The organism is Terriglobus sp. 2YAB30_2, from assembly GCF_052114765.1.
Classification (GTDB): domain Bacteria; phylum Acidobacteriota; class Terriglobia; order Terriglobales; family Acidobacteriaceae; genus Terriglobus.
The window spans coordinates 523,825-544,699 of sequence record NZ_JBFRFJ010000003.1 but is presented as its reverse complement, the minus strand read 5'-3'; the positions used below and the strand labels follow the sequence as shown (position 1 = coordinate 544,699).

The window sequence follows — 20,875 nt, the reverse complement described above, 5'->3', positions numbered from 1 at the left end:
GTTCAAGCCATGGGAGCCACTGCCGTGATCCCATCCAAAGCCAACCGGCGGCGGCAGCGAACCTACGATCTGACGCTCTACAAACTCAGAAACCGCATCGAACGATGCTTCAACAGACTCAAACAGTTCAGAAGGTTCGCCACAAGATACTGCAAATACGTTGCTTGCTTCGCTGCTACCGTCGCCCTCGCATGCTCGTGGTTACACCTCCAGCAATTTGTCGATACACCCTAGCTATCTTCCCGCACCGTTGCCCGAAAGCCATAGGTCTCATACCGTGTCGAGAGTTTGCCATTCGATACGGTCACGACGGTATAGCCCTCGGGCGATCCCATGTGCGTACCCTTCCACCAGTTGCCGCTTACAGCGCCGGACGTGATGTACTGCACACCCTTCCAGGTAACGACCTCGTTGACGTGAGTATGGCCCTGCAGTACAGCCAGAACGTTGTGTCCTTCGAAGGTCTTGATCACCTCTGCCGAGTTCGCGACTGTCAGTCCGTGATGAGCTGAAGGCTTAGCCGGAGGCGGAAGGTATTGCTCGTAGGCTGAGATGATGGGAATGTGGCTGGTCACGACGATCGGCGTTCCGGCAGGAACTTTCTTCAGATCGGCGTCCAGCCAGCCTAGCTGATCCGCTTCAATGCGACCTTCATAGGCGCGGTCACTGGTGATGAAGATCGAGTCCAGAATGACGAAGTGAATACCCTTGTGGTCGAAGGAGCGGTAGCGAGCACCCATGCGGTCTTCAAAGGTCTTCTTGCCATAGAGCGGATCGGTCGGGGAGACGCCGCTCTTGGGATAGATGCCCAGGACATCGTGGTTGCCGATGGCATGATGCACCTTCAGGCCAAGGTCCTGCTCGCTCTTGTTGTAGAGATCGAACAGGCTGAGCGCACGCGAGGTTGGAACCTCCAGGGAGTCGAAGACATGGTCGCCACCCTGGATGGCGAAGTCTGCCTTGACGGTCCGCATCTTCTTGAACGCCATATCGCAGCCCTTGGCAGCATCGAGCTGCGGCTGAATATGAGTATCGGTCAGGAAGAGGAAGGTGAAGTCCTGCTGCTGAGCATGGGCGGACGGAGCGTCGACGCCGAGCGCAAGGGCGGCTCCGGCAGTGCCTGCGAGTGTAAGAAAATCTCTGCGATGCATGGCCAAAACGGTAGCCGATCCAGGTAAAGAAACGATGAATGTGGCTTGATGGAGGCGATACACTCGTTGCCCCATTCTTCGCGGCTTTATCGCGAAGGGTGGGGTATCGAGCGAAGCGAGACAGCCGTTGTCTTGAGATTGGAACGATGTTTTTAGGAGTGTTTGTCTTTGCTCTACACTCAATCCCGAAGAACGGTCGCGCACAGCGCGATACCCCACCCTTCGCTTTCAGCGAAGAATGGGGCAACGGATGTTGGAGCCCATCGAAGGCTGTGGTTTCGCTCGAAACTTTCTGATACTTTCCTACTTGCGCCGCCTCAACTTACCATCAGGCGTCAGCTCATACAGCCCGCCGTGGTAGTACATCTCTCCCGGCAGATAAGAGCAGAGCCAGATGATGGAACCCATCAGATCACGCAGCGGATACAGCAGCGTGTAGCGCGCCCAGTTCGGGTCGTCCAGTATCCTCAGCATCGTCAAAGCCTGCGCCATACGGTTTGCGCAGGCAGCAGCGAGGAATCCAAAACCGAACAGGGGATGACCTGCAAACAGGCCCCACAGCAGGCCGAGCACACCAAAGGGCAGGGCAAAGGTGAGACCGGTGCCGAGGTGCCCTGCGGGCCGGGAGCGGYGCGTGCTCTGCATCCAGCGAAGCTGATTGCGGAAACTAAGCACCAGCGTGGTCTTCGGCACGGTCAGGTCGATGATGTGCGGCGACATGATGACCCGCCTGCCCTGCTCGGCCAGGCGATTGCCAAGGATGAAATCTTCGGCATGGTACTGGCCGAGGTCCTCGTATCCGCCGGCATGGGCGAAGGCATCGCGGCGCAGGATCATGGTGACGCCTAGCGAGAACTTTGTGCCGCCTTCAACCATGGTCGCCACCAGGACGCCGGCGCACATCTCCACGGTCTTGCCCATGGCATCGAGAGCGGTGGCAATGCCGGGCTCGTCAACGGTTCCCCGGTAGAGGCAGGAGGAGAGAGAGGTGCCGTCTTTCAGGTCCTGTACACAGCGCAGCAGATAGTCCGCACCCACGCGCGCGTCCGCATCGCTGGTGACCAGCGTCTCGTGCCTTGCGGCTTCAGCCAGCACGCCGAGCGAGTACATCTTCGCGTTGGGATACTTCGGTTCGCCGCAGGTCAGGTAGCGCGCATTGACCTGCGGATATCGCTGTCCTACCCGTTGTGCCAGTTGTAAGCCGGCATCGTTGGAGTGACGGGCAACAAAGATCATCTCCCATTCGCCCGGATACTGCTGCTCGAAGAAGGAGGCGAGGTTGCGCTCGAGGCCGGGCTCATCGCCATGCAGCGGCTTGCAGACGCTGACCGGAGGAACAAAGTCAGCAGGCACGCGCTCAGCGGCCCTTTTGCGGGTACGGTATTTCAGCGCAGCCACAATCACCATGCCGGTATAGATGGCAGACGTGACTGTGCCCAGAATCGAAAGAGACAGCAGGCCCCGGAGAGCCCACCCCCACGGTGTCAAACTCACTATTTCTTCGGCCCCACTGGTCGCTTGAAAGGTACGAGACCCGGACCCTGCGGCTGCTGGGCCTGATGGATGCGGGTGATCATCTCGCTGCGGACATACTCGACAAAGCTCTGCATCTGCCGGTTCATCTCTTCCATGCGCTCACGCATCTGCAGCACGATCGCGATGCCTGCGATATTCACACCAAGGTCTCGGGCAAGGTTGAGGATGAACTCCAGGCGTTCCAGGTCTTCGTCGGTATAGAGCCGAGTGTTGCCTTCAGAACGGGAGGGCCGCAGAAGACCTTCGCGCTCATATAAGCGAAGCGTCTGCGGGTGAATGTCATACATCTCGGCCACGGCCGAGATCATGTATGCTCCCTTCGACTTACGCTTGGTCGCCATAAACTACTCCCATAGTATTCGACGCCGTTTGTAGTTCGAAAGGATATGTTGCAGCAACCGGCTGAAGTGGACGGCCATCTGAACGGATAGTTATGGGATTTCTCTACAAGATTGGCAAGCGGATGGCTCTGCGCAAGCTCTATCGGGCAGCGACAGCAACCAATCCGGCGGCCCAGGTGTTGCTGGGCGCCGCCGGTATGGCCGTTACGGCCGGTGCGGTTTATGTGGCGAGCAAACGCCGTAAGGCCGTGCAAAACAAGGTGGTGGTGATCGCCGGTGGATCTCGCGGCCTGGGCCTTGCCCTGGCGCAGCGCTTCGCCCGCGGAGGAGCATCGCTGGTGTTGGCCGCGCGCGATCCCGAGGAGCTGCTGCGCGCCCGGCAACTGCTGCTGGACCGCGCCGCTGTCCGTTACGCGGAGGACGTGCTGCTGGTGCCCTGTGATCTGAGTGATGAGGCTGCGGCGGCCGATCTGATCCAGCGCGCGACCACCCACTTCGGGCGCGTGGATGTTCTGATCAACAACGTCGGCATCATCCAGGTCGGCCCGGTGGAGGAGCAGCCCCTTGCCGCCTTCGACGAGGCAATGCGGGTGAACTTCTTCTCGGCACTGAATACCGTGCATGCGGTGCTGCCGCAAATGCTGGTCCGCAGATCGGGCACGATTGTGAATATTGCATCCATCGGGGGCAAGCTTGCCGTGCCCCACATGTTGCCGTACACGGCGTCGAAGTTTGCATTGACCGGGTTCTCCGAGGGGCTGCATGTAGAGCTGAAGTCGAAGGGGATTCACGTCACCACGGTGTGCCCCGGTTTGCTGCGGACCGGATCCCACGTCAAGGCGGAGTTCCGCGGGCAGCCGGAGAAGGAGTACCAGTGGTTTGCCATGGCGGCGATGCTGCCAGGGCTTTCGGCCAGCACCAAACGCGCTGCCAACCGTATCTTCAATGCTGTGGCGGCGCGGAAGGCGGAGCTGTTTATCACGCCGCAGGCCTGGCTGGCGGCCCGCATCCATGGTCTTGCGCCGGAGACCACCCAGACGGTAGCGGGAATCCTGAACGCCTGGTTCCTGCCCGAGGCGCCTACGGGCGTGAAACATGGGCCGGTGGCAAAGGGCAGTGAGCTTCCACAGCCGGAGTTCAAGCCGATTGCCGCATGGAACGAGCATCTACAGCGCGAGAACAACCAGAGCGCTGGCGATTAGTGTCTCGTGTGGTTCCAATCTGCATGATTTTCCTGTAAACTGAGGCTTCGACTCTTCGAAGGAAAAGTGTGTCATGTCAATCAACCCCATCATGCAGAAACTTGCCGCTAAGCTTCAGCGGACCGATCTCCCGAAGTTCGGCCCCGGAGACACCGTGCGCGTGCAGGTTAAGATCAAAGAGGGCGACAAAGAGCGTCTCCAGGCGTTTGAAGGCATTGTGATCGCCACCAGGCAGGGCCCGCAGGGCAGCTTCACCGTCCGTAAGATGAGCTTCGGACAGGGCGTCGAGCGCATCTTCCCGTACAACTCCAAGGTTGTCGACAAGGTCGAAAAGGTTCGTTCCTACCAGGTTCGCCGCGCCAAGCTGTTCTATCTGCGCGGTCTGCGTGGCAAGGCTGCCCGTCTGAAGGAAGTCGAGCGCTCCTAAGCGTTTCAGGCGTCAATTTCTCTTGACGCAAAAAGCCGGCCTTGCGGCCGGCTTTTTCGTGTTTCTGCGATTTGGTTTTATTTGCCAGGCCCCGCGGGCTTGGCTCCCGCAGGTTTGGTTCCCCCGGCCGGGTTTGTTCCCGGAACCGCCGGTGGTACCGCTACCGGCTTGGGGACGGCCAGCGTGGGTTTGACTTCTTTTGGCAGGTCCGGGGCATTCGTGGAGACTGCTTTCGCTCCGGGCCAGGCATAGGGCGGACGCCGGAGTGTGCCGTATCCCATGACCGGGAAGCGCGAGCTCATGGTGTACTCGCGGTCGACGCGGACATACGCCGAAGCGGGATGCTTCTGGTGCAGCAGCGGCTTTTCACTGGCGAGCTGCAACGTATGCTCGCTGACCGAGACCGTGAGCGTCTTGCCGTCGAAGGCATTCTTCTGTTCGGTTGCGCCCTCGAACGGAACTCCGGAGATGACGGTATTGCCGATGCCCGGCGCATAGATGTAGAGATACTTCAGGTCGGCAATGTCGTAATTCAGCCGCGCTTTGCCGGTCCACCCATCCACAGTGAGTGTGCCCTGTTCGATGGTGACTGGCACCTTCTTCGGTTCTTTCTCTTTGACCGCCTTCAGCTTCTTCCCGTGCTCGTCGTAGCCGAGATTGTCCTTGGTCCGCAGAAGCAGCTTGCCGTGTTCGTCCAGCCTTGGCTCGCCGTGTTTGTCACGCAGAGGTTTTGGCGCCGGGTTGAACATCGGCCTGGCGTCGGGGTCGAGCATCTGCTTGCCGGCCTCATCGAGCATCGGGGTGCCCTGCTTGGGAAGCGCATCGATCTGGCTCTGGATCTCAGCCTTCTCAGCCTTGTGTTTGGCCTCTTCTTCCGGACTGACCACCGGCTTGGCCTTCTTGCCGCCTAAGAGACCGCGCAGCGTGCCTACGCTCTGTTCCTTCTGCTCCTTCTGTTCTTTCTGCGGCGCAGCCTGGGGCTGAGCCTGGTCCGCGGGTTTGGCGGCATCCTGCGCCGCAGCCAGGGTGGAGACGCACACGATGAGAGTGAAGATCCGCTTCATAGACATAGATATGCCATGCTCCTCCATGCCCGGCTAGAGCATTTTTCCTGTTGCTGGGTATCCCGGTAGAGGAGTGCAGCCGCGTTTTCATTGCGGAAAACGCCCATAGATGCAGAAGCCCTACACTACACCTACAGGAAAAATGCTCTATTCCGCGTCATGGATTTTACCCGCTTTTGATTGCTTCTCTTAGGAGAGTACTTCGGTGGAAGCATACCTTATGGCAAGCCATCGGTCATGAGGAAATTCAGGCGATACACTGGGAGAAGCGCCATGCGTTTCTCCCGCCCCAAAGCCGTCTCTGCCCGTACCGGGAAGGAGCTGGCTCCCTCAACAGCCAAACAGATGATGCTTCGTCAGCTCGTGTGCTCCGATGCTCCGGAGCAGGCGCTACGTTATCGCGGGTGCCGGATGATCGCGGGCGTGGATGAGGTTGGCCGGGGAGCGTTGTATGGCCCTGTAGTTGCCRCCGCCGTCATTCTGCCGGAAGCGTGTGCCGAGCTGGCCGAAGCCGGACTGAAAGACTCCAAGCAGATGGAGCGCGAAGACCGCGAGCGCCTGGATCTGCAGGTGCGCGCCATGGCTCTGGCCGTCTGTGTCGCTGAGGTCGATGCCGAGACCATCGACCGCATTAACATCTATCAGGCGTCGCGTCTGGCTATGTTGAACGCGGTTGCGGGACTCTCCCTGGAGCCGGATCATCTGCTGATCGACGCCATGCGCATTGACCATCCTTGTCCGCAGACAAAGCTGATCTACGGCGATTCGCTGTCGCTCTCGATTGCAGCGGCATCCGTGGTGGCAAAAGTTCACCGCGATGCTCTGATGCGCGCTGCTGATGAGACTCATCCGGGGTATGGACTGTCGTCCCACAAGGGATATGCGACCCCGGCTCACAGAAAAGCTTTGAAGGAACTGGGGCCAACACCGCTGCATCGGCGGAGTTTTGCGCCGGTGGCTGGGGTCGATCCGGATGCTGCGCTGGAAGCAGCGTTGGAGATGGATGATCTACCCTTTGACGAAGAGGTGCTCAGCGAGAGCGCCGCTGGAGAAAACGCAGCATGGGATTGAGGATGATGGTCGTCGTCGCACATCCGGACGACGAGTGCTTTGCCTTTGGAGGAGCGATTGCTCTGGCAACACGGCGTGGCGTCGAGGTGAGCTGTATCTGTCTGACCGATGGACAGGCAGCGAGCAACCGCGGAGCCTCCACCGACGGCAAGGATCTGGGCCGTATCCGCCGTGAAGAGTTCGCTGCAAGCTGCCAGGTGCTGGGCATCCAGCACTATGAGCTGCTGGACTACCACGATGCGCAACTGGTGCATGCCAATGTGCATGAAGCCGGCAAAAAGCTGGTGCAGCGGATGCGGACCTTCCGTCCTCATGTGGTTGTGACCTTCGGCCTGGATGGCGGGTTAAACGTCCATCCCGATCACACCATGGTCTCCGCCATCACATCGGCAGCCTATCACTGGGCTGGACGCGCCAAGCGGTATCCGGAGCTCGGGCTGGAGCTGCATCTGCCGCAGCGGCTATATCACATCACCACCAACTTCACGCTCGAGGAGCGAGAGCCATTGATGCCGGCGCCGTGGACCTGTGTGCTGGATACGGCGGAGGTACTGCCGGTGCGCATTCAGGCCTTCGAGAAACACGCCTCGCAGTTACCGGTGCTGGAGAGCGTACGGCCGTACCTGGATAAGTTCGGACAGCAGGAGTTCTACACGCTGATCTCCGCCGCCACGCCGCAGCCCGCTGCGATGACGCACGATATGTTCGACGGCATCCGGGAGTAAGGAGCTCAGGCTTCCAGATCGAACTCGATCGGCTCGATGAGGGGCATGAGCCACTGGAGCAACGCCTGATGCGCGGGATGCGCCCAGTAGCCGGCGTAGATTTCTTTGTTTTCAAAGATCATGACGCCGGCGAAGGTGTAGTCGCCCTTGTTGACCGCGAGGTTCTCGCCGACGTGGACCTCCCGCAGGCCGGGAATTACGCCCTGGAAGGCAAGAATCTCGCGCTGGGCGCGCGCTATCTGTTCTTCGGTAACGCCTGGCTGCCAGCGGAAGAGAAATCCGTGAATAAACATGAAGCTCCTTCTGTTAGAGCATTTTCTCTGTTGCTGGGTAGCTCGGAAGGGGAGTGCAGCGGCGTTTTCATCGCGGAAAACGCCCATAGATACGGAATCCCTACACTACACCTGCAGGAAAAATGCTCTAGGGCTTCAGCATATCGGAGCCCCGTATCTGCAGTGCGAAAAGAAGATTGCGCTCCGGGCCGGGTTCGCCCATAATCGGCTCGAACGGAGCCGACAGATGCGCCGCGTTTTTCTTCTTCTGGCAATCGGAGTTTCTCTGCCTGCGCAACAGGCGCCACAGGTCCAATCGCTACAGACACAGCCGCCTCCTTCCGGAAGCGTTACAGGGCACATCTTCTGCGCAGACACTCATGCTCCGGCAAGATTCGCACGGGTGAGCCTGGTTCGTCTGCGTGACACCGAAAATTTGGAGCGCCAGATCGGCGTGATGTTTTCGTCCTTTGGAGGGCCGGCCACAACCGATATGGAGGGTGCGTTCGCCATTCCCCATGTCGCACCTGGGACATATGCGCTGCAGGTCGATCTGGCGGGATATCTCGATCCCACATCGGTGGTTGACATGCAGGATTGGATGAAACCTGATCCGCAAGTACAGGCAAACCTTCGGTCTGCTTTACCGACCGTCACCATCAGAGGTGCTGAAACCGCGAGCCTGGATGCCAGTCTGGAACGTGGCGCAACGCTTTCCGGCAAGGTCCTTTTTGATGACGGTTCTGTAGCATCCGGTATCGCAATGCAGCTCATGGACGCGCCTGCAGTGGTGGGACCAGGGGGAAGCACCGCGCGGCATCGTGCCGGGCTCCATCGTTCTTATTTCACGGATGATCAAGGGAATTTTCGAATCTCAAGCATTCCTCCGGGAGACTACGTTGCGGCGGCTGCTATTCAGATCCAGCGAATGGTGCCCTTATCCACGGGGCGCAGTGCGTTTCAAAATGTTGGAAGCAGTCAGACAATCTATGCGCCAGGCTCCTTTCGCAAAAAGAACGCCAACATCATTAAGGTCTCAGGAACAGACGAGAAAAGCGGGATCACAATTACCATTCCGACGCGAGGCATGCACTTCGTCGCGGGAACTGTCATACAGCAGGAAAATGGAATGCCAGTGACCGGAGGTAACGTCCAGATGGTGGACGAGGACGACCCGACGTTTATGCTCAATGGCCAGATCGCACCGGACGGTAGTTTCCGGATCGATTTTGTAACACCCGGTCAGTACACCTTGCGAGTAATGAACGCCTTCGAAAGGCCGCAGGCGGATAGTACTGGTCCTCACCGCATCAGCCACCACTACGGAACGACCCAGGCATCGGTGATTGTCGCATCGGGAGATGCCACGGGAATCACCCTGCAGGTACCCGCCCTTGAGGATCCGACAAAGCCGCCGCCGATCATAGCTCCAGTGCGCTCTGCCGCCAACCCAAAGTGAGTTCCAGAGCGTTTTCTCTGTTACTGGGTATTCCGGAAGGGCGTACAGCGGCGTTTTCATTGCGGAAACGCCCATAGGTGCGGAATACCTACATTGCGCTTACAGGGAAAATGCTCCGTCGTCTAATGGATGAATCCTTGAGATGGGAGTCGATAAATGCATCGAGGGGTCTCTTTTCTTTTTCTGACGACAGTTCTCTCGTTGCATGCGCAATCACCGAGTCCACCATCCGTGGCACGGGAGAGCGCGGCTCTTCCTGCAGGCCACGTAACTGGGCATGTCTTCTGTGCGGACACCCATGCGCCCGCGCGACAAGCGCGGATCAGTCTGGTGCCTCTCCCGGAGGAGAACACCAAGCCTGCGGATCTTCTTCGCCGTGGACGCGGACGTGGAGAAGGGTTCAGCGATCTCAATGGCGCCTTCATCATCGACCATGTCCCACCTGGCACGTACGCCGTGCAAGTGGATCTGACGGGATACCTCGATCCCATGTCAGGTGTCGACCTCTCCGATTGGGAGAGTCTTGAGCCGGATGTACAGCGGCATCTTCGCTCAACAGGTGTAACGATTCGCGGAGGGGAAGCGGCAGCTCTGGATGTCGAGCTGATGCGCGGTGCAGCGATCAGCGGCCAGATTCTCTACGATGATGGAGCGCCCGCGGCAGATGTCAGGGTGCAGGCTGTCTCATCGCCAACCTCGGCCAATCGCCCACGGGTAGGAGAGAGTAGCTTGCCCGCGGTAGCCACCGATGACCAGGGAAAGTTTCGCATCGCCGGCGTTCCTCCCGGCGAATATCGCGTGATTGCCGGCATGGTGCAGGCGAATGTCTTCGCGAGGGACACGGCACAAGCGGTCAGCCTCTATCTGAATACGCAGCAGCTCTATGCGCCCGGAACCTTCCACAAGAAGGAAGCATCGACATTCAAGATCGTCGGAAGTGAGGAGATGGGGGGCGTGGCCATCACCATTCCTACTCGCGGCTTGCATCTGGTCCGAGGCAGCGTTGTGCGGCAGGCAGACGGCATACCAGTGGTGCACGGTGCTGTGCAATTGACGGATGCCAGTGACCGCTCATTTTCCCGGAACGCGGACATCACTCCCGATGGCAGCTTCGTGATCGCCTTCGTGCCTTCGGGAACCTACAGATTGCGTGTGGAAGGTGCGTTCGATGCGACCGCGGCCTCAGGCGCGCCACCGCCCAAGGTCTCTCATGAATATGGTCCTGCTGAAGAAGAGGTGACTGTCTCCACGAACGACGTCGGCGGCATCACACTGCAGGTACCGGAAAAGCAGACAACGTTGTCCTTCGGGCATTGATGTGGGCCATTCCTTGTGGAAACCGCTTCAGGCGGCCAGAAGTCCTTTTTTATTTCCAGGCGCTCTGACTTCGACCTGGCTGTGAAATTCACCACTCTCGATACCGTGGAGCATTGCCGTGACAGTACCGCCGAATGGAGTTCCGTCGACGTGAATATGCCGGGCGCCTCGACAGACGGTCTGGCAGAGAGCAAAACGATTCGGAATTCGATCGAGAGCACGGTAGACCTGGAAGGAGCGCATATCTGAATCCTTTCGAACGCCGTTGCAGAGTGAGGCGTTTTGCTACTGTAGGTTTCAGGCGATCGCAATTGATTGGAGAGACGCGATCCTCTGCTTGTCGTGACGGCCTGGATCGATCTGGAGCTCGATCACGGTTACATCCACCAACTCCACGGAATAGTCTTCGATTTCCTGTGTAGTGCCTCCAGGGCTGAAGGTCCACTGTTGGCGTAATACTTCTCTGCGAGCCTGATTCGCGGACGTAGCATACAGCGCGAACTCCTGAGCTCTCTCTGGTCCATCCTCACGGAACTCCAACCGTATGCGGCGAATTGAGAGAGGCTTGTCGAATGTCAGGCGGATTACCTGGGGACCAGGCGTTGCTGCTCTCCATCCACCCTGTTCTGTTCCTTGCAAAGCATCTTCGAACGGATACCGAGGATCTTCCGAGGAGATCTCGACGCTCGCGAGCTCCTCCAGGTTGAGCCAATGATCGGAGGATGGGATTACTTGATCGACATCCGGCGATAGGATCGATTTCCGCATAGAGTGATCTCCATGTTTCTGATGTAGAGTCGCCTGCTGAATGGCATTCTGAACGCAAGCAAAGCCGGGTGCGGTGGCTGATATTACGTGCCGCACTTCCTTGGATGCATGTCCATTGTCTTGCGGATGTGAAGCACTATCAGCAAGCAGCTGTGAGTGATGATGTAGCCCTGGGCGGTGCAGCTTCAGGGTATGAGCCGCTCGCTGTTCGGTTAGGCGATATTGGCGCTTTCCGGTGCCATACGAAATGAGCGAGGAAGGTCGGAAGGTTGGAACTCGATACCATCCTCCACAAGCTTCTGCGCAGTCCGTGCCAAAGTTGCTCGTTTTGTCTCCATCTTGCCGATCGCGGTGTCACGTTCGGCGTCCGAAGCAAAAACTTCGTACTTTGCCAGGTGAGCCAGCTTGCGGTCGTAGAGATCGATCTCATCATGGAGAGATTTGAGATAGTACTTGTCTTGCACTTTAGCGGGCTTCTGCATTTTCTGTCTCCTTCGGACGGCTTGAGGGGCGATCGATTGCGAATAAGGCCATACAAGAAAAGGGAGCCGACGCTCCCTTTCTATCGATCCTGTTGCTTCTGGCTTTAAGAGACGACTTCAACGTCTTCGGCCTGCCAGCCCTTTTGGCCCTTCACTACGTTAAAACGTACTGTCTGACCTTCCTGCAGGCTACGGAATCCATCGCTTTTTATGGCCTTGTGGTGAACGAAAACATCTTCACCACTCTGACGGCTGATGAAACCGAATCCCTTTGCATCGTTGAACCACTTCACGATTCCTTGTTCCATAACTTATTCCTTTGTAATTTGAGTACCGCCGAACACAATGTGGAGTGTTTGCGAGTAGGGGCAAGCCGGAACCTGCAAGTAGACCAGATCGGATTCTTCGACCTGTTATAGGATACCATCCTTACGGCCTATGAGCTCTCGCGATCGCCCAAGTCGCTTGTAATGTGATGGAAGTTCGCCACCTGTGCGAAATAGCGCCGCCTGACAACGCGGATTTTGCGAGGCCTGACTTCCTGGAAGCGGACTTCCTGGAACCGGCCACTACCTCAAAGCATCGTATCCGCATGGAAAAGGTCAAGCTTGGCTCTCAGGGTGCTATCGTCTCTCGCCTCGGCCTCGGCTGCATGGGGATGAGTGAGTTCTACGGCGACCGCAACGATACGGAATCGGCCGCAACCCTGCTGCGATCTCTCGATCTCGGCATCACCTTCCTCGACACCGCGGACGTCTATGGCTTCGGCGACAACGAGGCTCTTGTCGGCAAGACCATCAAACCCCGCCGCGATGAGGTCTTTCTGGCGACCAAATTCGCAAATCTGCGCAAACGCGAAGATCCAGCCTACTGGGAGGTTTCAGGACGTCCTGAGTATGTGCACCAGGCGATCGATGCCTCGCTGCAGCGCCTCGGGCTCGACTATGTCGATCTCTACTATCAACACCGTGTCGATCCCAATGTGCCGATCGAAGAGACCGTCGGCGCTATGGCTGAACTGGTTGCGGCAGGCAAGGTAAAGTATCTCGGTCTTTCGGAAGCTGGTCCGGAGACGATTCGCCGTGCGCATAAGGTGCATCCCATCACCGCGCTACAAACGGAGTACTCGCTCTGGGAGCGCGATGTCGAAGATGAAATTCTGCCCACCGTGCGCGAGCTTGGGATTGGCTTTGTGCCTTATTCCCCATTAGGCCGTGGCTTCCTTACCGGGGCCATCAAGGACACGTCGGCGCTTGATGCTTCCGACTCACGGGTCGCACGGTACCCGCGCTTCTCGGGAGACAACCTGGACAAGAACCTCCTCCTGGTGGCGAAGCTCGAAGAACTCGCGGAAAAGAAGGGCGTCAAGCCCAGCCAGCTTGCGATTGCATGGGTGCTGGCGCAGGGCAACGACCTTGTCCCGATTCCAGGCACCAAGCGCCGCAAATATCTGGAAGAGAACGCTGCAGCAGTTGAGATTCAATTCTCAGCGGAGGAACTGGCGGAGATTGATGCGGCAGTTCCAAAGGGCGCTGTTGCTGGCGATCGCTATAACGCCGTGGGCATGAAAACCATCAACAGGTAAACGACATTCAATTTTGATGGGCGTGGCCTCGGCTGCGCCCATCACATTTAGAGCATTTTCCCTGTAGGTGTAGTGAGGGGCTTGTGCATCTATGGGCGTTTTCCTCAATGAAAACGCCGCGGCACGCTCCTCTCGGGATACCCAGCAACAGGAAAAATGCTCTAATGCGTCATCCCATAGATGACGTAATTCACGCCGAGCTTGATGCCCATCTCCGAATACTTCAGCGGATACCACGGCGAGTCGTAATACTCCCACGAGTCACCGATATCGGAGTTGAGGCTGAACGCCACCATCAGCCTGCCTTTGTCGTCGTAGATGCCCTTCCAGCGCGCCACGCGGCCGTCTTTCTTGTAGCCCGTGTTCAAGTGCTCTGCTCCCGGTACCTGGATGCGGTCATTCAGATCGAAGAGCACATGAAAGGCGGGATCGTTGTCAGGAATGTCAACGAGATCGCGTTCGGGGAAGACCATCTTCATGGTTTGGGTGAAGTATGCTTCTTCCTCTGATCCATGACAGTCGTCGGCCATGAAGAAGCCTCCGCGCAGCAGATAGTCGCGGAGCTTGGCGCCCTGTTTCTGGGTAAGTCCCCACTCGCCGACCTGCACGGCATACACCCAGGGATAGTCATAGACCTCATCGCCGCTTTCCAGGTTCACGGGCTGTTCAACGCTGCGGGCATCGACGCGGGTCAGGCGGCGGAGACTTGCGGCGAAGTCGCGGTCGGCTTTGGGGTAGTCCTGTGTCCAGAGGGAGAGACCTTCCTGCCATGGTCCATCGAAGCGGCCGCGATAGCCGTCGAGCGGACCACCGGGAAACATCAGCCGCGCAAAGGTCCACTCTCCCGGTTTTTGCCAATCGGAGGGAAGGGGAACACCCCGGCCATACTCCACTGAGGGATACTCGTGGAAGTTATGCTGAAAGCCGCGCTGGGCATACCCGACGCCGAGCAGCACAAGTGCGATTCCCGCGCGGGTTATACGCCGCAACTGCATTCCAGCTCCTGTTTGGCCAGAAGATAGCACACAGCCCCTTTACCCTGGACAGCATGCCCGATGTCTACTTGGACGCAGGCCATAGGGAAAGCGACATCTCCGAGTGATATGTCATCCTCAGAAGAGATCATGCCGCATCAAGCTCGACAGCGTTTCACGCAAGAGATTCTCTCTACAGGACATGACCTCGCAGCGTTTCTGCGCCTCCTGCCCGGCGGTCTGTTCGCAGAGGTCGATGGTAGGCTGCACCCGGTCACTGTGAGCAATGGGTATCCGCCGGTGTCGCATGATGGGCAGGACTGTTTTGGTGGCTTCTGCTTTCACATCACCCACTCAAAGACTGAGGCCGGCCAAACCGCTGCCGGGACCTTCACCTTCGCAGGATCGTTTCACGAGGCGGAGACGGCGTTACTTGCAGCCGGGTTTAGCAGAAGGCGCGGTACTCACACTGGGTGGCGGGAGTTTCGTACCCGTGGCTCCTGGCTCACCGGAGCGAATTCGGCGCACTTCCTGCTCGCTGAATCGGAGGACCTGAATGCAAGAGGCGAGACGCAGGGGGAGTTTCACTTCGGCGAGCATAATCCCTACTCACCACTCGGCTGGCTATTGCACTGGTTCTTCGAGGCCCATCGCTAGCGAACAATGCAGCCGCTTTCTATCGATTCTTCCCGGCGGGGTGCCCCGCCCTCGCAACGCTAGGGTGGGTAAGGAAAGCCATCGACCTTGAAGTGCGGATCGGACTCCCATCGCTAGGACCCTGACACTCCTGCCTGTTTTCCGCCGCCGAAGATGTGCTTGAAAAAGTGTCCGATCCGCTGGAAAGCGTTTGGCTTCGGCGCCGGCTTTGCGGCAGTCTTCTGCGGTTGTGCTTGGGGCTGGGGATCAGGAGGAGGAGGGACGGGCTTCGGCGCATCGCCATTGACGGAGAGTGTCGTAGCGATCTGGGTATGTACCTCTCCAACCGGCACTGGAGCCGCCACGGGGCCAGGCGCCAGACCGGCGGACTGTGCCTCTGGAAAGGGATGTTCGGCGGCGGCTTGTGTCGGCGTCACCGGCTTCCCTTCGGCGACGATCTGAACCGGGACCGGTACAGGCTCCGGCTGGGGTGGCGGGCAGCCGCAGGCGGTGGTCTCCGTGTCGATCACCCGCGTCAGTGATCCGCCGACAAACAGCAGGTGTTGTCCGGGCTTGATGAAGTAGCCTTCCGGACCGAACGCGCTGGTGACGTGGAGCAGGGGAGCATCGGCCTTGCTGCGGTTATCCACGCAGGTGTCGCCGTTGGGAGTGACCCGCAGATGCAGATTGAGTTCGCCTGTTGCGCTGGCCTGGAAACGCAGGTCAGGGGTCATCAGCATGTCAGAAGCGGTTACCTGGAAGCTAGCCTCCAGAGCTCCGCGGTCCAGAGCGAGCAGCAGGGGAGGATCGGCGGAGTTCGCCTGGGAGAGATGGATCGACGACGTAGAACACACCCGCACCACGCCGCCACGGGTCAGCGTCAGCTCTGCGGTGCGATTGATCGCCGCGGTGATCGATCCCTGGTTGGCGATCGTTGCCTTCTGGTTTGAGACCGTGACCAGACCGCTGATGGATGCATTCTCGGTGGTGACGGTGCCGATTGGCTGTTGAGCCGGCGATACAGCAGCCAGCAACACGAAGGCAGCAATACCGATGCCTTGCCGGATCGGTCCCGCTCCGTGCTGTGCTGTATCTGCCATTTACATCTTCAGAAAGTTCGCGATCAGTTTTTTGCCGTCCGCCGTCAGGACAGACTCCGGATGAAACTGTACGCCCTCGATTGGTAGAGTTTTGTGACGCAGGCCCATCACCGTGCTTCCGGCTGGATCCTGGGTGCGCGCGGAGACTTCAAGCTCGGGCGGCAGCGACTCTTCGGTGACAATCAGCGAGTGGTAGCGGGTGCAGGTCATCGGCGTCTGAATCCCGTGGAAGACAGTCTTGCCGTCGTGTTCCACCTCACTGGTCTTGCCATGCATCAGGCGGGCGGCGCGGGTGACGGTGGCGCCAAAGGCTGCTCCGATCGACTGATGACCGAGGCAAACGCCGAGGATCGGCACCCCGGCACCCCGGGCAGGCCCGGCAAAGTGCCGGATCAGGTCGATGGAGACGCCTGCATCCTGCGGCGTGCAGGGACCAGGGGAGATGACGATATGCGAGGGCTTCAGCGCCTCGATCTCCTCCGGCGACAGCTCATCGTTGCGGCGGATGACCAGCTCAGCGCCCAGCTCGCCCATGTACTGCACCAGGTTGTAGGTAAAAGAGTCGTAGTTATCCAGAACGAAGACCATAGCTGAGAAATCCCTGTCTTTAGTGTATCGCTCGCAATTCCGCATCCAGCGGAGTTGCGATATGGTTGCCAGGAAGGAGTAAAAGAATCTGTGGGTTTGCGAACTTCCGGCGCGTTGTTGCTGCCGTTATGCGTCACCGTTGTCCTCGCACAGAAACCTGCTTCCACCGCCGCTCCGGGGCTGGCAGAACGCAGGCTTGCGGGCGTTGATATCCAGATGGGCCGTTATAGATTGCCTGCCGACCTGCACAAGAACGCCGTGATGATGGAAAACGACTCCAACGGCTCGGGTGGCGGAGACGAGTCGGTGGAGTGGGATACGCCCGCCTGCCATGTGCGTGTGCTTTCACGCTACGCCGACCCGAAAGGCCCGCGGACGACCTACTCGGCGACCGTCACCCGGCCCGAGGATCAGCCTGCGGTCAGTAAGCCCGAGCCAGGCAGTTGTGCGACATTCCGTGGTGTCGGTATGGGTGACCCTGCATCGAAGGCGCTCGCCGCCTACGGCTCTCGCGTTACCATCACTCCCGGAAAGCGGCCGCAGACAACGCTGCTGCACTGGGAGTGGCAGAACGGCACCGTCCTGGAGATCACACTGGATGCAAACGGCCTGATTATCGGCCTGGACCTGACGGGGAATGTCGAGTAGCTGTCAGTGGAATGAGTGCCAGCGCCGTGAAGGGAAGTTTTCTTTCAAACGTCGTAACCGATCAAAAGGTTGTCATCCTGAGCGAAGTGAAGGACCCGCTTTTCAATACTTCGGCAGGCAAACACCCTGCATGATGTATGGCGCGAACTCGAGACTCAGGACACTGCAGAGCTATAGAGCGGGCTTTCAGCCCTTAGTTTCTCAACGTACCCGTGACCTGGGGCTGCGCCCCAGGCTGGTATAGATCGCGCCTTCAGCGCTCGGAGCCCCCCGCCAGCTTCGCTGGCTTGGGGTAAAAGGTAGCGGAGAAATCCGCTTCTCTACTCGGGCGCCCCGGAGGTAAATGCTCACTCCCGTTTCTCTACCAGAACATAAAGCTGAACTTGTCTACGTAGCTCTTGACCGAGGTCTGCTTTTCATCGCCGTCCATCTGGTAGTTCACCGTAACTCCATACCAGTCGGCCGGCACCCAGAAGGGAGCAATCGTCTTATTCAGCACAACCGACTTTCCGTTCAGCGTGATGGTCTGATAGGTCAGTGTGTTGTCGTCGTTGCGCTTTCCGCTGATGGTGACATGGTTCCAGGCATCCTTCATCGGTGTGCACGGGATGCCGGTAGCCTCCCACTTCTTATCGACGTTGTTCCATAAGGCCCATACGTGGCCACCGCGAAGCCGGCACTCGGTTCCCCACGTCATGCCGGTGGAGTTCAGAAACCAGTTGATGTCGAATTCGAGCGCCTGCGTGTGTACTTCGTCATAGCTGCTGACGTAGAAGTAGGCATCGTAGGTGAAGTTCTTCGTCGCGGCGATGAGCTTGTGGTCGATGTCCGGAAGGTTCTGCGAAGAAAACGCTCCGATCAGGTGATTCCAGAAGAGCACGTCAGAGTAGGGCAGGGTGCCGCCAAGGTTGAACTGCGCCGCAGATCCAGTCAGCGACGGCGAAGCAATATTGCGGTTGTAGGAGTACGTGACGCCATCGCAGGCTCCGGGCTCAATATGGTCGACGCAGTTGTCGTAATAAGGAGTCTTCTGCCCTGACATATTCCATGCAGGACTTGCCTGCAGGTTGGTGAAGGTGTTCGAGGGCCCTACAGTCACGAGATCGATAGGCGTCTTGGCGGAGCCGCCACAGTTATCCCGGGACAGCACCACGGTCTGGTGTGCGCCGGGCGAGAGCRCGGCCTGATAGTTGAGGGTATTGCCCTGTTCGGTCTCGATTAGCTGGCCATCCACGTACAACTCCATGGCAGCAATACCTGAGGCGCAGGTTGTCGTAGCTGAGGCTACAAAGGCGGGTACGGTGCTCGACTTACCTGCGTTCGGAGAGTTGACCCAGACCTCAGTCTTCGCCGTGACAGTGATGGGAACTGACAGCTTCGACGAGCTGCCGCAGAGATCCGACGCCTCGACCGCCGTGTCGTGAGAGCCAGGAGTGAGCGACAGAGTCGTATTGAGGGACCCGCCCTGAACGACATAGACGAGCTTGTTATCCACGTAAACGCCCATCGAGGCGATGCCCTTGCTGCATGCATTGGCCGTGGCCGTAGCGACATAGGTTACGTTCTGGCCAGTTGTCTGACCGATGAAGGGTTGCGAGAGCAGGATGGTGGGAGTGCTGCTTCCGGAGGAGCTTCCGCTCCCTGATCCTGTGCTGCCACTACCTGAGGAAGAGCTGCCGGTATCTGAACCAGAGCTGCTGCCAGAGCCTGAAGAGCTACCTGAACCTGTACTTCCACTGCCTGAGGACGAGCCGCTGGTACCTGCACCAGTGCCGCTGCTGGAGCCTGTGGAACTCCCCGAACCTGTGCTACTGCTACCCGAGGAAGAGCTGCCGGTTCCGTTCGATGTACCAGAAGACGACCCGGAGGCCGTCGCGCTGGACGAAGCAGCTCCGGAGAGCAGGCTCAGCGAACCGCCACTGCCGCATCCGGTCAGGAGCACTGTCGTGAACACAGCAAGGGTTATTCCGCTGGTGCGGATGCCAGGACGCGAGGGGAGAAGCATGGTTGCTGTCAGTACTGTAGCGGGATAGGACAGAAACGCCTGAAGAAACAGGCATGAGAATCCTCTTAACTTCCCGATTCAGAACTCAGAGAGGGGGATTTAGGTTCGCCCATACTCTGGGTGCCCCATCCATCGCAAAGCGATGGGTGGGATATTCGAGCGAAGCTCGAACCGTTTTTTTCTCTGTCATTTCGTTGCGATCCAAGGAAGCGGAGAAATCTTCTTCTCGACCTGTACTTCTTACGGTTGCCCAAGGTAAGAAAAGCGATCTCGCTTCGCGAGACCTCCCACCCATCGCGATGCGATGGATGGGGCACCCAATCCCGTGGCCACGTTACAACAGCTAGCAACCAGCAACTAGGAGCGCTCTCTCCACACCGGCCGCGGGATATCGAAGGTATCGCGGGTACGCGTATAGCCGCCGCCGAGGCCACCCTGCATGCGGCCGATCTGGTGAATTGCGTGGACGTCCATGTTCAACTTCTCCAGGTCAGAGAAGGCGCTGGTCAGGACGTGAGCATAAACGACCTCACCGAGAATGATCTTGCTTGTGCGGCCGGGCTGGATGGTCTGCAGCAGACGGCACTCCAGGGCAGCCGGAGACTCCAGGATGCGTGGGGTGTTCACGGCCACACCGGGGGCCAGCGTCAGACCGGCAAGCTCAATCTCGTTGACGTGATGAGGAGCCTCCACTGCCGTGATATTCATCGCCTCGGCAGTCTCTTCGGTCACGATGTGAACGGTGAACTCTTCGGTCGCAATGATGTTGGTGTAGGTATCCTTGTCCGCCCCAGTGGAGTGCATTCCAAATCCAACGCCAACGACTGGCGGGTCGGACGCCAGCATATTGAAGAACGAGAATGGCGCTGCGTTCAAATGCCCCGTAGGCGAATGCGAGACGACCCAGGCGATGGGCCGCGGCACTACGAGGGAAGCCAGTAGCTTATAGACACCGCCGGGCGTCATGGTCGAGAGATCGAACGACGTAAACTCCGCACTCATGGAGCAGATTGTATGGATTTGTGCTGCAGCGCGTCGAGCAGAGCTTGCAATTGTTCCGGAGCTAGATTGGTGAGCGGTTTATCGAAATACGCCTGGGAGGCGGCTGCGAAACCGACGATATCCTTGTCAGGCGTTGGGCCGCTGTGCAGCGGGCCGAAGTTGGCGTGATTGACGTAGAGCTGTAGCTGCTCGTCTTCACTCAGACGGTGATCGAGTGCGGAGGCAAAGACGCGGCGCTGCAGATTGCGAACCGGATTGGGACGGTACTGGCCGGGGAAGAAGAACAGCGCTTCCGCAGCCGCCTCAGGCAAGGGGCGGGCAGTCCGGATCTGCTCCAGCAGGGCCGCCGGTACCTGCGCTGTACGGATGGTTGGCGCGGTGCGCGCAAGCTCGCGGTTATACGCCTCGGTGACGACGGCAGGTGTGGAGAAGTAGGCCCACGTCCACATGCCTGCCAACAGAACACAGGGAATTGCTATGACAAGCAGAACTGTGGAGATGATGGTTCGCATCTAGCGAGTT

At 58.7% G+C, this 20,875-nt stretch carries 25 protein-coding genes; 11 read left to right on the top strand and 14 right to left on the bottom strand.

Annotated elements, in window-relative coordinates; translation table 11 throughout:
• Window positions 1-9: 9 nt before the first annotated feature.
• On the top strand, window positions 10-234 hold the full coding sequence (locus AB4Y89_RS07645; protein WP_442300326.1) for a transposase: 225 nt from the start codon (window positions 10-12) through the stop codon (window positions 232-234).
• Here AB4Y89_RS07645 and AB4Y89_RS07640 read toward each other — a convergent pair.
• The 3 genes from AB4Y89_RS07640 to AB4Y89_RS07630 form a co-directional block, all read right to left on the bottom strand.
• Entirely contained in the window at window positions 231-1,151 is a 921-nt protein-coding gene (locus AB4Y89_RS07640; protein WP_442300314.1) for a metallophosphoesterase family protein, read from the bottom strand. The genes AB4Y89_RS07645 and AB4Y89_RS07640 overlap by 4 nt on opposite strands.
• Window positions 1,152-1,454: 303 nt before the next feature.
• Window positions 1,455-2,645 carry a glycosyltransferase gene (locus AB4Y89_RS07635; RefSeq protein WP_442300313.1) on the bottom strand — a complete coding sequence of 397 codons (1,191 nt, stop codon included), beginning with the start codon at window positions 2,643-2,645 and terminating at the stop codon, window positions 1,455-1,457.
• On the bottom strand, window positions 2,645-3,028 hold the full coding sequence (locus tag AB4Y89_RS07630; protein WP_442300312.1) for a MerR family transcriptional regulator: 384 nt from the start codon (window positions 3,026-3,028) through the stop codon (window positions 2,645-2,647). The genes AB4Y89_RS07635 and AB4Y89_RS07630 overlap by 1 nt, the downstream gene beginning before the upstream one ends.
• Window positions 3,029-3,120: 92 nt before the next feature.
• Between AB4Y89_RS07630 and AB4Y89_RS07625 the strand changes: the two genes are divergently transcribed.
• Together AB4Y89_RS07625 and rplS are read left to right on the top strand one after the other, a co-directional pair.
• Complete coding sequence (locus AB4Y89_RS07625; protein WP_442300311.1) at window positions 3,121-4,230, top strand: SDR family NAD(P)-dependent oxidoreductase; 1,110 nt, start codon at window positions 3,121-3,123, stop codon at window positions 4,228-4,230.
• Between the two features lie 73 nt (window positions 4,231-4,303).
• Window positions 4,304-4,657 carry a 50S ribosomal protein L19 gene (gene rplS / locus AB4Y89_RS07620; RefSeq protein WP_442300310.1) on the top strand — a complete coding sequence of 118 codons (354 nt, stop codon included), beginning with the start codon at window positions 4,304-4,306 and terminating at the stop codon, window positions 4,655-4,657.
• Window positions 4,658-4,734: 77 nt separating this feature from the next.
• On the opposite strand, the gene AB4Y89_RS07615 is transcribed toward rplS, so the two are convergent.
• Complete coding sequence (locus tag AB4Y89_RS07615) at window positions 4,735-5,727, bottom strand: hypothetical protein (RefSeq protein ID WP_442300309.1); 993 nt, start codon at window positions 5,725-5,727, stop codon at window positions 4,735-4,737.
• 267 nt (window positions 5,728-5,994) lie between these two features.
• Between AB4Y89_RS07615 and AB4Y89_RS07610 the strand changes: the two genes are divergently transcribed.
• Window positions 5,995-6,792, top strand: coding sequence for a ribonuclease HII (locus tag AB4Y89_RS07610; protein WP_442300308.1), 798 nt, complete (start codon window positions 5,995-5,997; stop codon window positions 6,790-6,792).
• Window positions 6,783-7,517: a PIG-L deacetylase family protein gene (locus tag AB4Y89_RS07605; protein WP_442300307.1), complete on the top strand. Its 735-nt coding sequence runs from the start codon at window positions 6,783-6,785 to the stop codon at window positions 7,515-7,517. Before AB4Y89_RS07610 ends, AB4Y89_RS07605 begins: the two co-directional genes overlap by 10 nt.
• Before the next feature lie 5 nt (window positions 7,518-7,522).
• On the opposite strand, the gene AB4Y89_RS07600 is transcribed toward AB4Y89_RS07605, so the two are convergent.
• On the bottom strand, window positions 7,523-7,810 hold the full coding sequence (locus AB4Y89_RS07600; RefSeq protein ID WP_442300306.1) for a Dabb family protein: 288 nt from the start codon (window positions 7,808-7,810) through the stop codon (window positions 7,523-7,525).
• Between the two features lie 226 nt (window positions 7,811-8,036).
• On the opposite strand from AB4Y89_RS07600, the gene AB4Y89_RS07595 reads away from it, so the two are divergent.
• The 3 genes from AB4Y89_RS07595 to AB4Y89_RS07585 all read left to right on the top strand — a co-directional run bounded on the left by AB4Y89_RS07595 (window position 8,037) and on the right by AB4Y89_RS07585 (window position 10,814).
• A complete protein-coding gene (locus AB4Y89_RS07595; RefSeq protein ID WP_442300305.1) occupies window positions 8,037-9,248 on the top strand; it encodes a hypothetical protein in 1,212 nt (403 codons plus the stop codon).
• A gap of 330 nt (window positions 9,249-9,578) precedes the next feature.
• Window positions 9,579-10,565 carry a carboxypeptidase-like regulatory domain-containing protein gene (locus AB4Y89_RS07590; RefSeq protein WP_442300304.1) on the top strand — a complete coding sequence of 329 codons (987 nt, stop codon included), beginning with the start codon at window positions 9,579-9,581 and terminating at the stop codon, window positions 10,563-10,565.
• Window positions 10,566-10,580: 15 nt separating this feature from the next.
• A complete protein-coding gene (locus AB4Y89_RS07585) occupies window positions 10,581-10,814 on the top strand; it encodes a hypothetical protein (protein WP_442300303.1) in 234 nt (77 codons plus the stop codon).
• A gap of 48 nt (window positions 10,815-10,862) precedes the next feature.
• On the opposite strand, the gene AB4Y89_RS07580 is transcribed toward AB4Y89_RS07585, so the two are convergent.
• From AB4Y89_RS07580 to AB4Y89_RS07570, 3 genes are all read right to left on the bottom strand, one after another.
• Window positions 10,863-11,333 (bottom strand): hypothetical protein, encoded by a 471-nt coding sequence (locus AB4Y89_RS07580; RefSeq protein ID WP_442300302.1) that lies wholly within the window; start codon window positions 11,331-11,333, stop codon window positions 10,863-10,865.
• A 212-nt stretch (window positions 11,334-11,545) separates the two neighbouring features.
• Complete coding sequence (locus AB4Y89_RS07575) at window positions 11,546-11,815, bottom strand: hypothetical protein (protein WP_442300301.1); 270 nt, start codon at window positions 11,813-11,815, stop codon at window positions 11,546-11,548.
• 104 nt (window positions 11,816-11,919) lie between these two features.
• Window positions 11,920-12,123, bottom strand: coding sequence for a cold-shock protein (locus AB4Y89_RS07570; RefSeq protein ID WP_442300300.1), 204 nt, complete (start codon window positions 12,121-12,123; stop codon window positions 11,920-11,922).
• A gap of 167 nt (window positions 12,124-12,290) precedes the next feature.
• Between AB4Y89_RS07570 and AB4Y89_RS07565 the strand changes: the two genes are divergently transcribed.
• Window positions 12,291-13,400 carry an aldo/keto reductase gene (locus AB4Y89_RS07565; protein WP_442300299.1) on the top strand — a complete coding sequence of 370 codons (1,110 nt, stop codon included), beginning with the start codon at window positions 12,291-12,293 and terminating at the stop codon, window positions 13,398-13,400.
• 161 nt (window positions 13,401-13,561) lie between these two features.
• Here AB4Y89_RS07565 and AB4Y89_RS07560 read toward each other — a convergent pair whose 3' ends face one another.
• On the bottom strand, window positions 13,562-14,395 hold the full coding sequence (locus AB4Y89_RS07560) for a DUF4159 domain-containing protein (RefSeq protein WP_442300298.1): 834 nt from the start codon (window positions 14,393-14,395) through the stop codon (window positions 13,562-13,564).
• Window positions 14,396-14,524: 129 nt separating this feature from the next.
• Between AB4Y89_RS07560 and AB4Y89_RS07555 the strand changes: the two genes are divergently transcribed.
• Entirely contained in the window at window positions 14,525-15,031 is a 507-nt protein-coding gene (locus tag AB4Y89_RS07555) for a hypothetical protein (protein WP_442300297.1), read from the top strand.
• Between the two features lie 113 nt (window positions 15,032-15,144).
• Here the strand turns inward: AB4Y89_RS07555 and AB4Y89_RS07550 are convergent, their stop codons facing one another.
• Together AB4Y89_RS07550 and AB4Y89_RS07545 are read right to left on the bottom strand one after the other, a co-directional pair.
• Window positions 15,145-16,110: a nuclease gene (locus AB4Y89_RS07550; RefSeq protein ID WP_442300296.1), complete on the bottom strand. Its 966-nt coding sequence runs from the start codon at window positions 16,108-16,110 to the stop codon at window positions 15,145-15,147.
• On the bottom strand, window positions 16,111-16,698 hold the full coding sequence (locus AB4Y89_RS07545; RefSeq protein ID WP_442300295.1) for an anthranilate synthase component II: 588 nt from the start codon (window positions 16,696-16,698) through the stop codon (window positions 16,111-16,113).
• Window positions 16,699-16,788: 90 nt separating this feature from the next.
• Here AB4Y89_RS07545 and AB4Y89_RS07540 point away from each other — a divergent pair, with 90 nt between their 5' ends.
• Complete coding sequence (locus AB4Y89_RS07540) at window positions 16,789-17,346, top strand: hypothetical protein (RefSeq protein WP_442300294.1); 558 nt, start codon at window positions 16,789-16,791, stop codon at window positions 17,344-17,346.
• A gap of 361 nt (window positions 17,347-17,707) precedes the next feature.
• On the opposite strand, the gene AB4Y89_RS07535 is transcribed toward AB4Y89_RS07540, so the two are convergent.
• The 3 genes from AB4Y89_RS07535 to AB4Y89_RS07525 form a co-directional block, all read right to left on the bottom strand.
• Window positions 17,708-19,351: a hypothetical protein gene (locus AB4Y89_RS07535; RefSeq protein WP_442300293.1), complete on the bottom strand. Its 1,644-nt coding sequence runs from the start codon at window positions 19,349-19,351 to the stop codon at window positions 17,708-17,710.
• Between the two features lie 357 nt (window positions 19,352-19,708).
• Window positions 19,709-20,353, bottom strand: coding sequence for a flavin reductase family protein (locus tag AB4Y89_RS07530; RefSeq protein ID WP_442300292.1), 645 nt, complete (start codon window positions 20,351-20,353; stop codon window positions 19,709-19,711).
• The gene (locus AB4Y89_RS07525; RefSeq protein WP_442300291.1) at window positions 20,350-20,865 is read right to left on the bottom strand and encodes a transglycosylase domain-containing protein; all 516 of its coding nucleotides are present in this window, start codon (window positions 20,863-20,865) and stop codon (window positions 20,350-20,352) included. Before AB4Y89_RS07525 ends, AB4Y89_RS07530 begins: the two co-directional genes overlap by 4 nt.
• Between the last annotated feature and the right edge of the window lie 10 nt (window positions 20,866-20,875).

Excerpts from the sequence above, each read along its gene's own strand:
- AB4Y89_RS07645 (WP_442300326.1), top strand. The coding sequence starts at position 10 with ATGGGAGCCACTGCCGTGATCCCATCCAAAGCCAACCGGCGGCGGCAG.
- AB4Y89_RS07640 (WP_442300314.1), bottom strand. The coding sequence starts at position 1,151 with ATGCATCGCAGAGATTTTCTTACACTCGCAGGCACTGCCGGAGCCGCC.
- AB4Y89_RS07630 (WP_442300312.1), bottom strand. The coding sequence starts at position 3,028 with ATGGCGACCAAGCGTAAGTCGAAGGGAGCATACATGATCTCGGCCGTG.
- AB4Y89_RS07625 (WP_442300311.1), top strand. The coding sequence starts at position 3,121 with ATGGGATTTCTCTACAAGATTGGCAAGCGGATGGCTCTGCGCAAGCTC.
- rplS (WP_442300310.1), top strand. The coding sequence starts at position 4,304 with ATGTCAATCAACCCCATCATGCAGAAACTTGCCGCTAAGCTTCAGCGG.
- AB4Y89_RS07615 (WP_442300309.1), bottom strand. The coding sequence starts at position 5,727 with ATGTCTATGAAGCGGATCTTCACTCTCATCGTGTGCGTCTCCACCCTG.
- AB4Y89_RS07605 (WP_442300307.1), top strand. The coding sequence starts at position 6,783 with ATGGGATTGAGGATGATGGTCGTCGTCGCACATCCGGACGACGAGTGC.
- AB4Y89_RS07600 (WP_442300306.1), bottom strand. The coding sequence starts at position 7,810 with ATGTTTATTCACGGATTTCTCTTCCGCTGGCAGCCAGGCGTTACCGAA.
- AB4Y89_RS07595 (WP_442300305.1), top strand. The coding sequence starts at position 8,037 with ATGCGCCGCGTTTTTCTTCTTCTGGCAATCGGAGTTTCTCTGCCTGCG.
- AB4Y89_RS07580 (WP_442300302.1), bottom strand. The coding sequence starts at position 11,333 with ATGCGGAAATCGATCCTATCGCCGGATGTCGATCAAGTAATCCCATCC.
- AB4Y89_RS07575 (WP_442300301.1), bottom strand. The coding sequence starts at position 11,815 with ATGCAGAAGCCCGCTAAAGTGCAAGACAAGTACTATCTCAAATCTCTC.
- AB4Y89_RS07570 (WP_442300300.1), bottom strand. The coding sequence starts at position 12,123 with ATGGAACAAGGAATCGTGAAGTGGTTCAACGATGCAAAGGGATTCGGT.
- AB4Y89_RS07565 (WP_442300299.1), top strand. The coding sequence starts at position 12,291 with ATGGAAGTTCGCCACCTGTGCGAAATAGCGCCGCCTGACAACGCGGAT.
- AB4Y89_RS07560 (WP_442300298.1), bottom strand. The coding sequence starts at position 14,395 with ATGCAGTTGCGGCGTATAACCCGCGCGGGAATCGCACTTGTGCTGCTC.
- AB4Y89_RS07555 (WP_442300297.1), top strand. The coding sequence starts at position 14,525 with ATGCCGCATCAAGCTCGACAGCGTTTCACGCAAGAGATTCTCTCTACA.
- AB4Y89_RS07550 (WP_442300296.1), bottom strand. The coding sequence starts at position 16,110 with ATGGCAGATACAGCACAGCACGGAGCGGGACCGATCCGGCAAGGCATC.
- AB4Y89_RS07545 (WP_442300295.1), bottom strand. The coding sequence starts at position 16,698 with ATGGTCTTCGTTCTGGATAACTACGACTCTTTTACCTACAACCTGGTG.
- AB4Y89_RS07530 (WP_442300292.1), bottom strand. The coding sequence starts at position 20,353 with ATGAGTGCGGAGTTTACGTCGTTCGATCTCTCGACCATGACGCCCGGC.
- AB4Y89_RS07525 (WP_442300291.1), bottom strand. The coding sequence starts at position 20,865 with ATGCGAACCATCATCTCCACAGTTCTGCTTGTCATAGCAATTCCCTGT.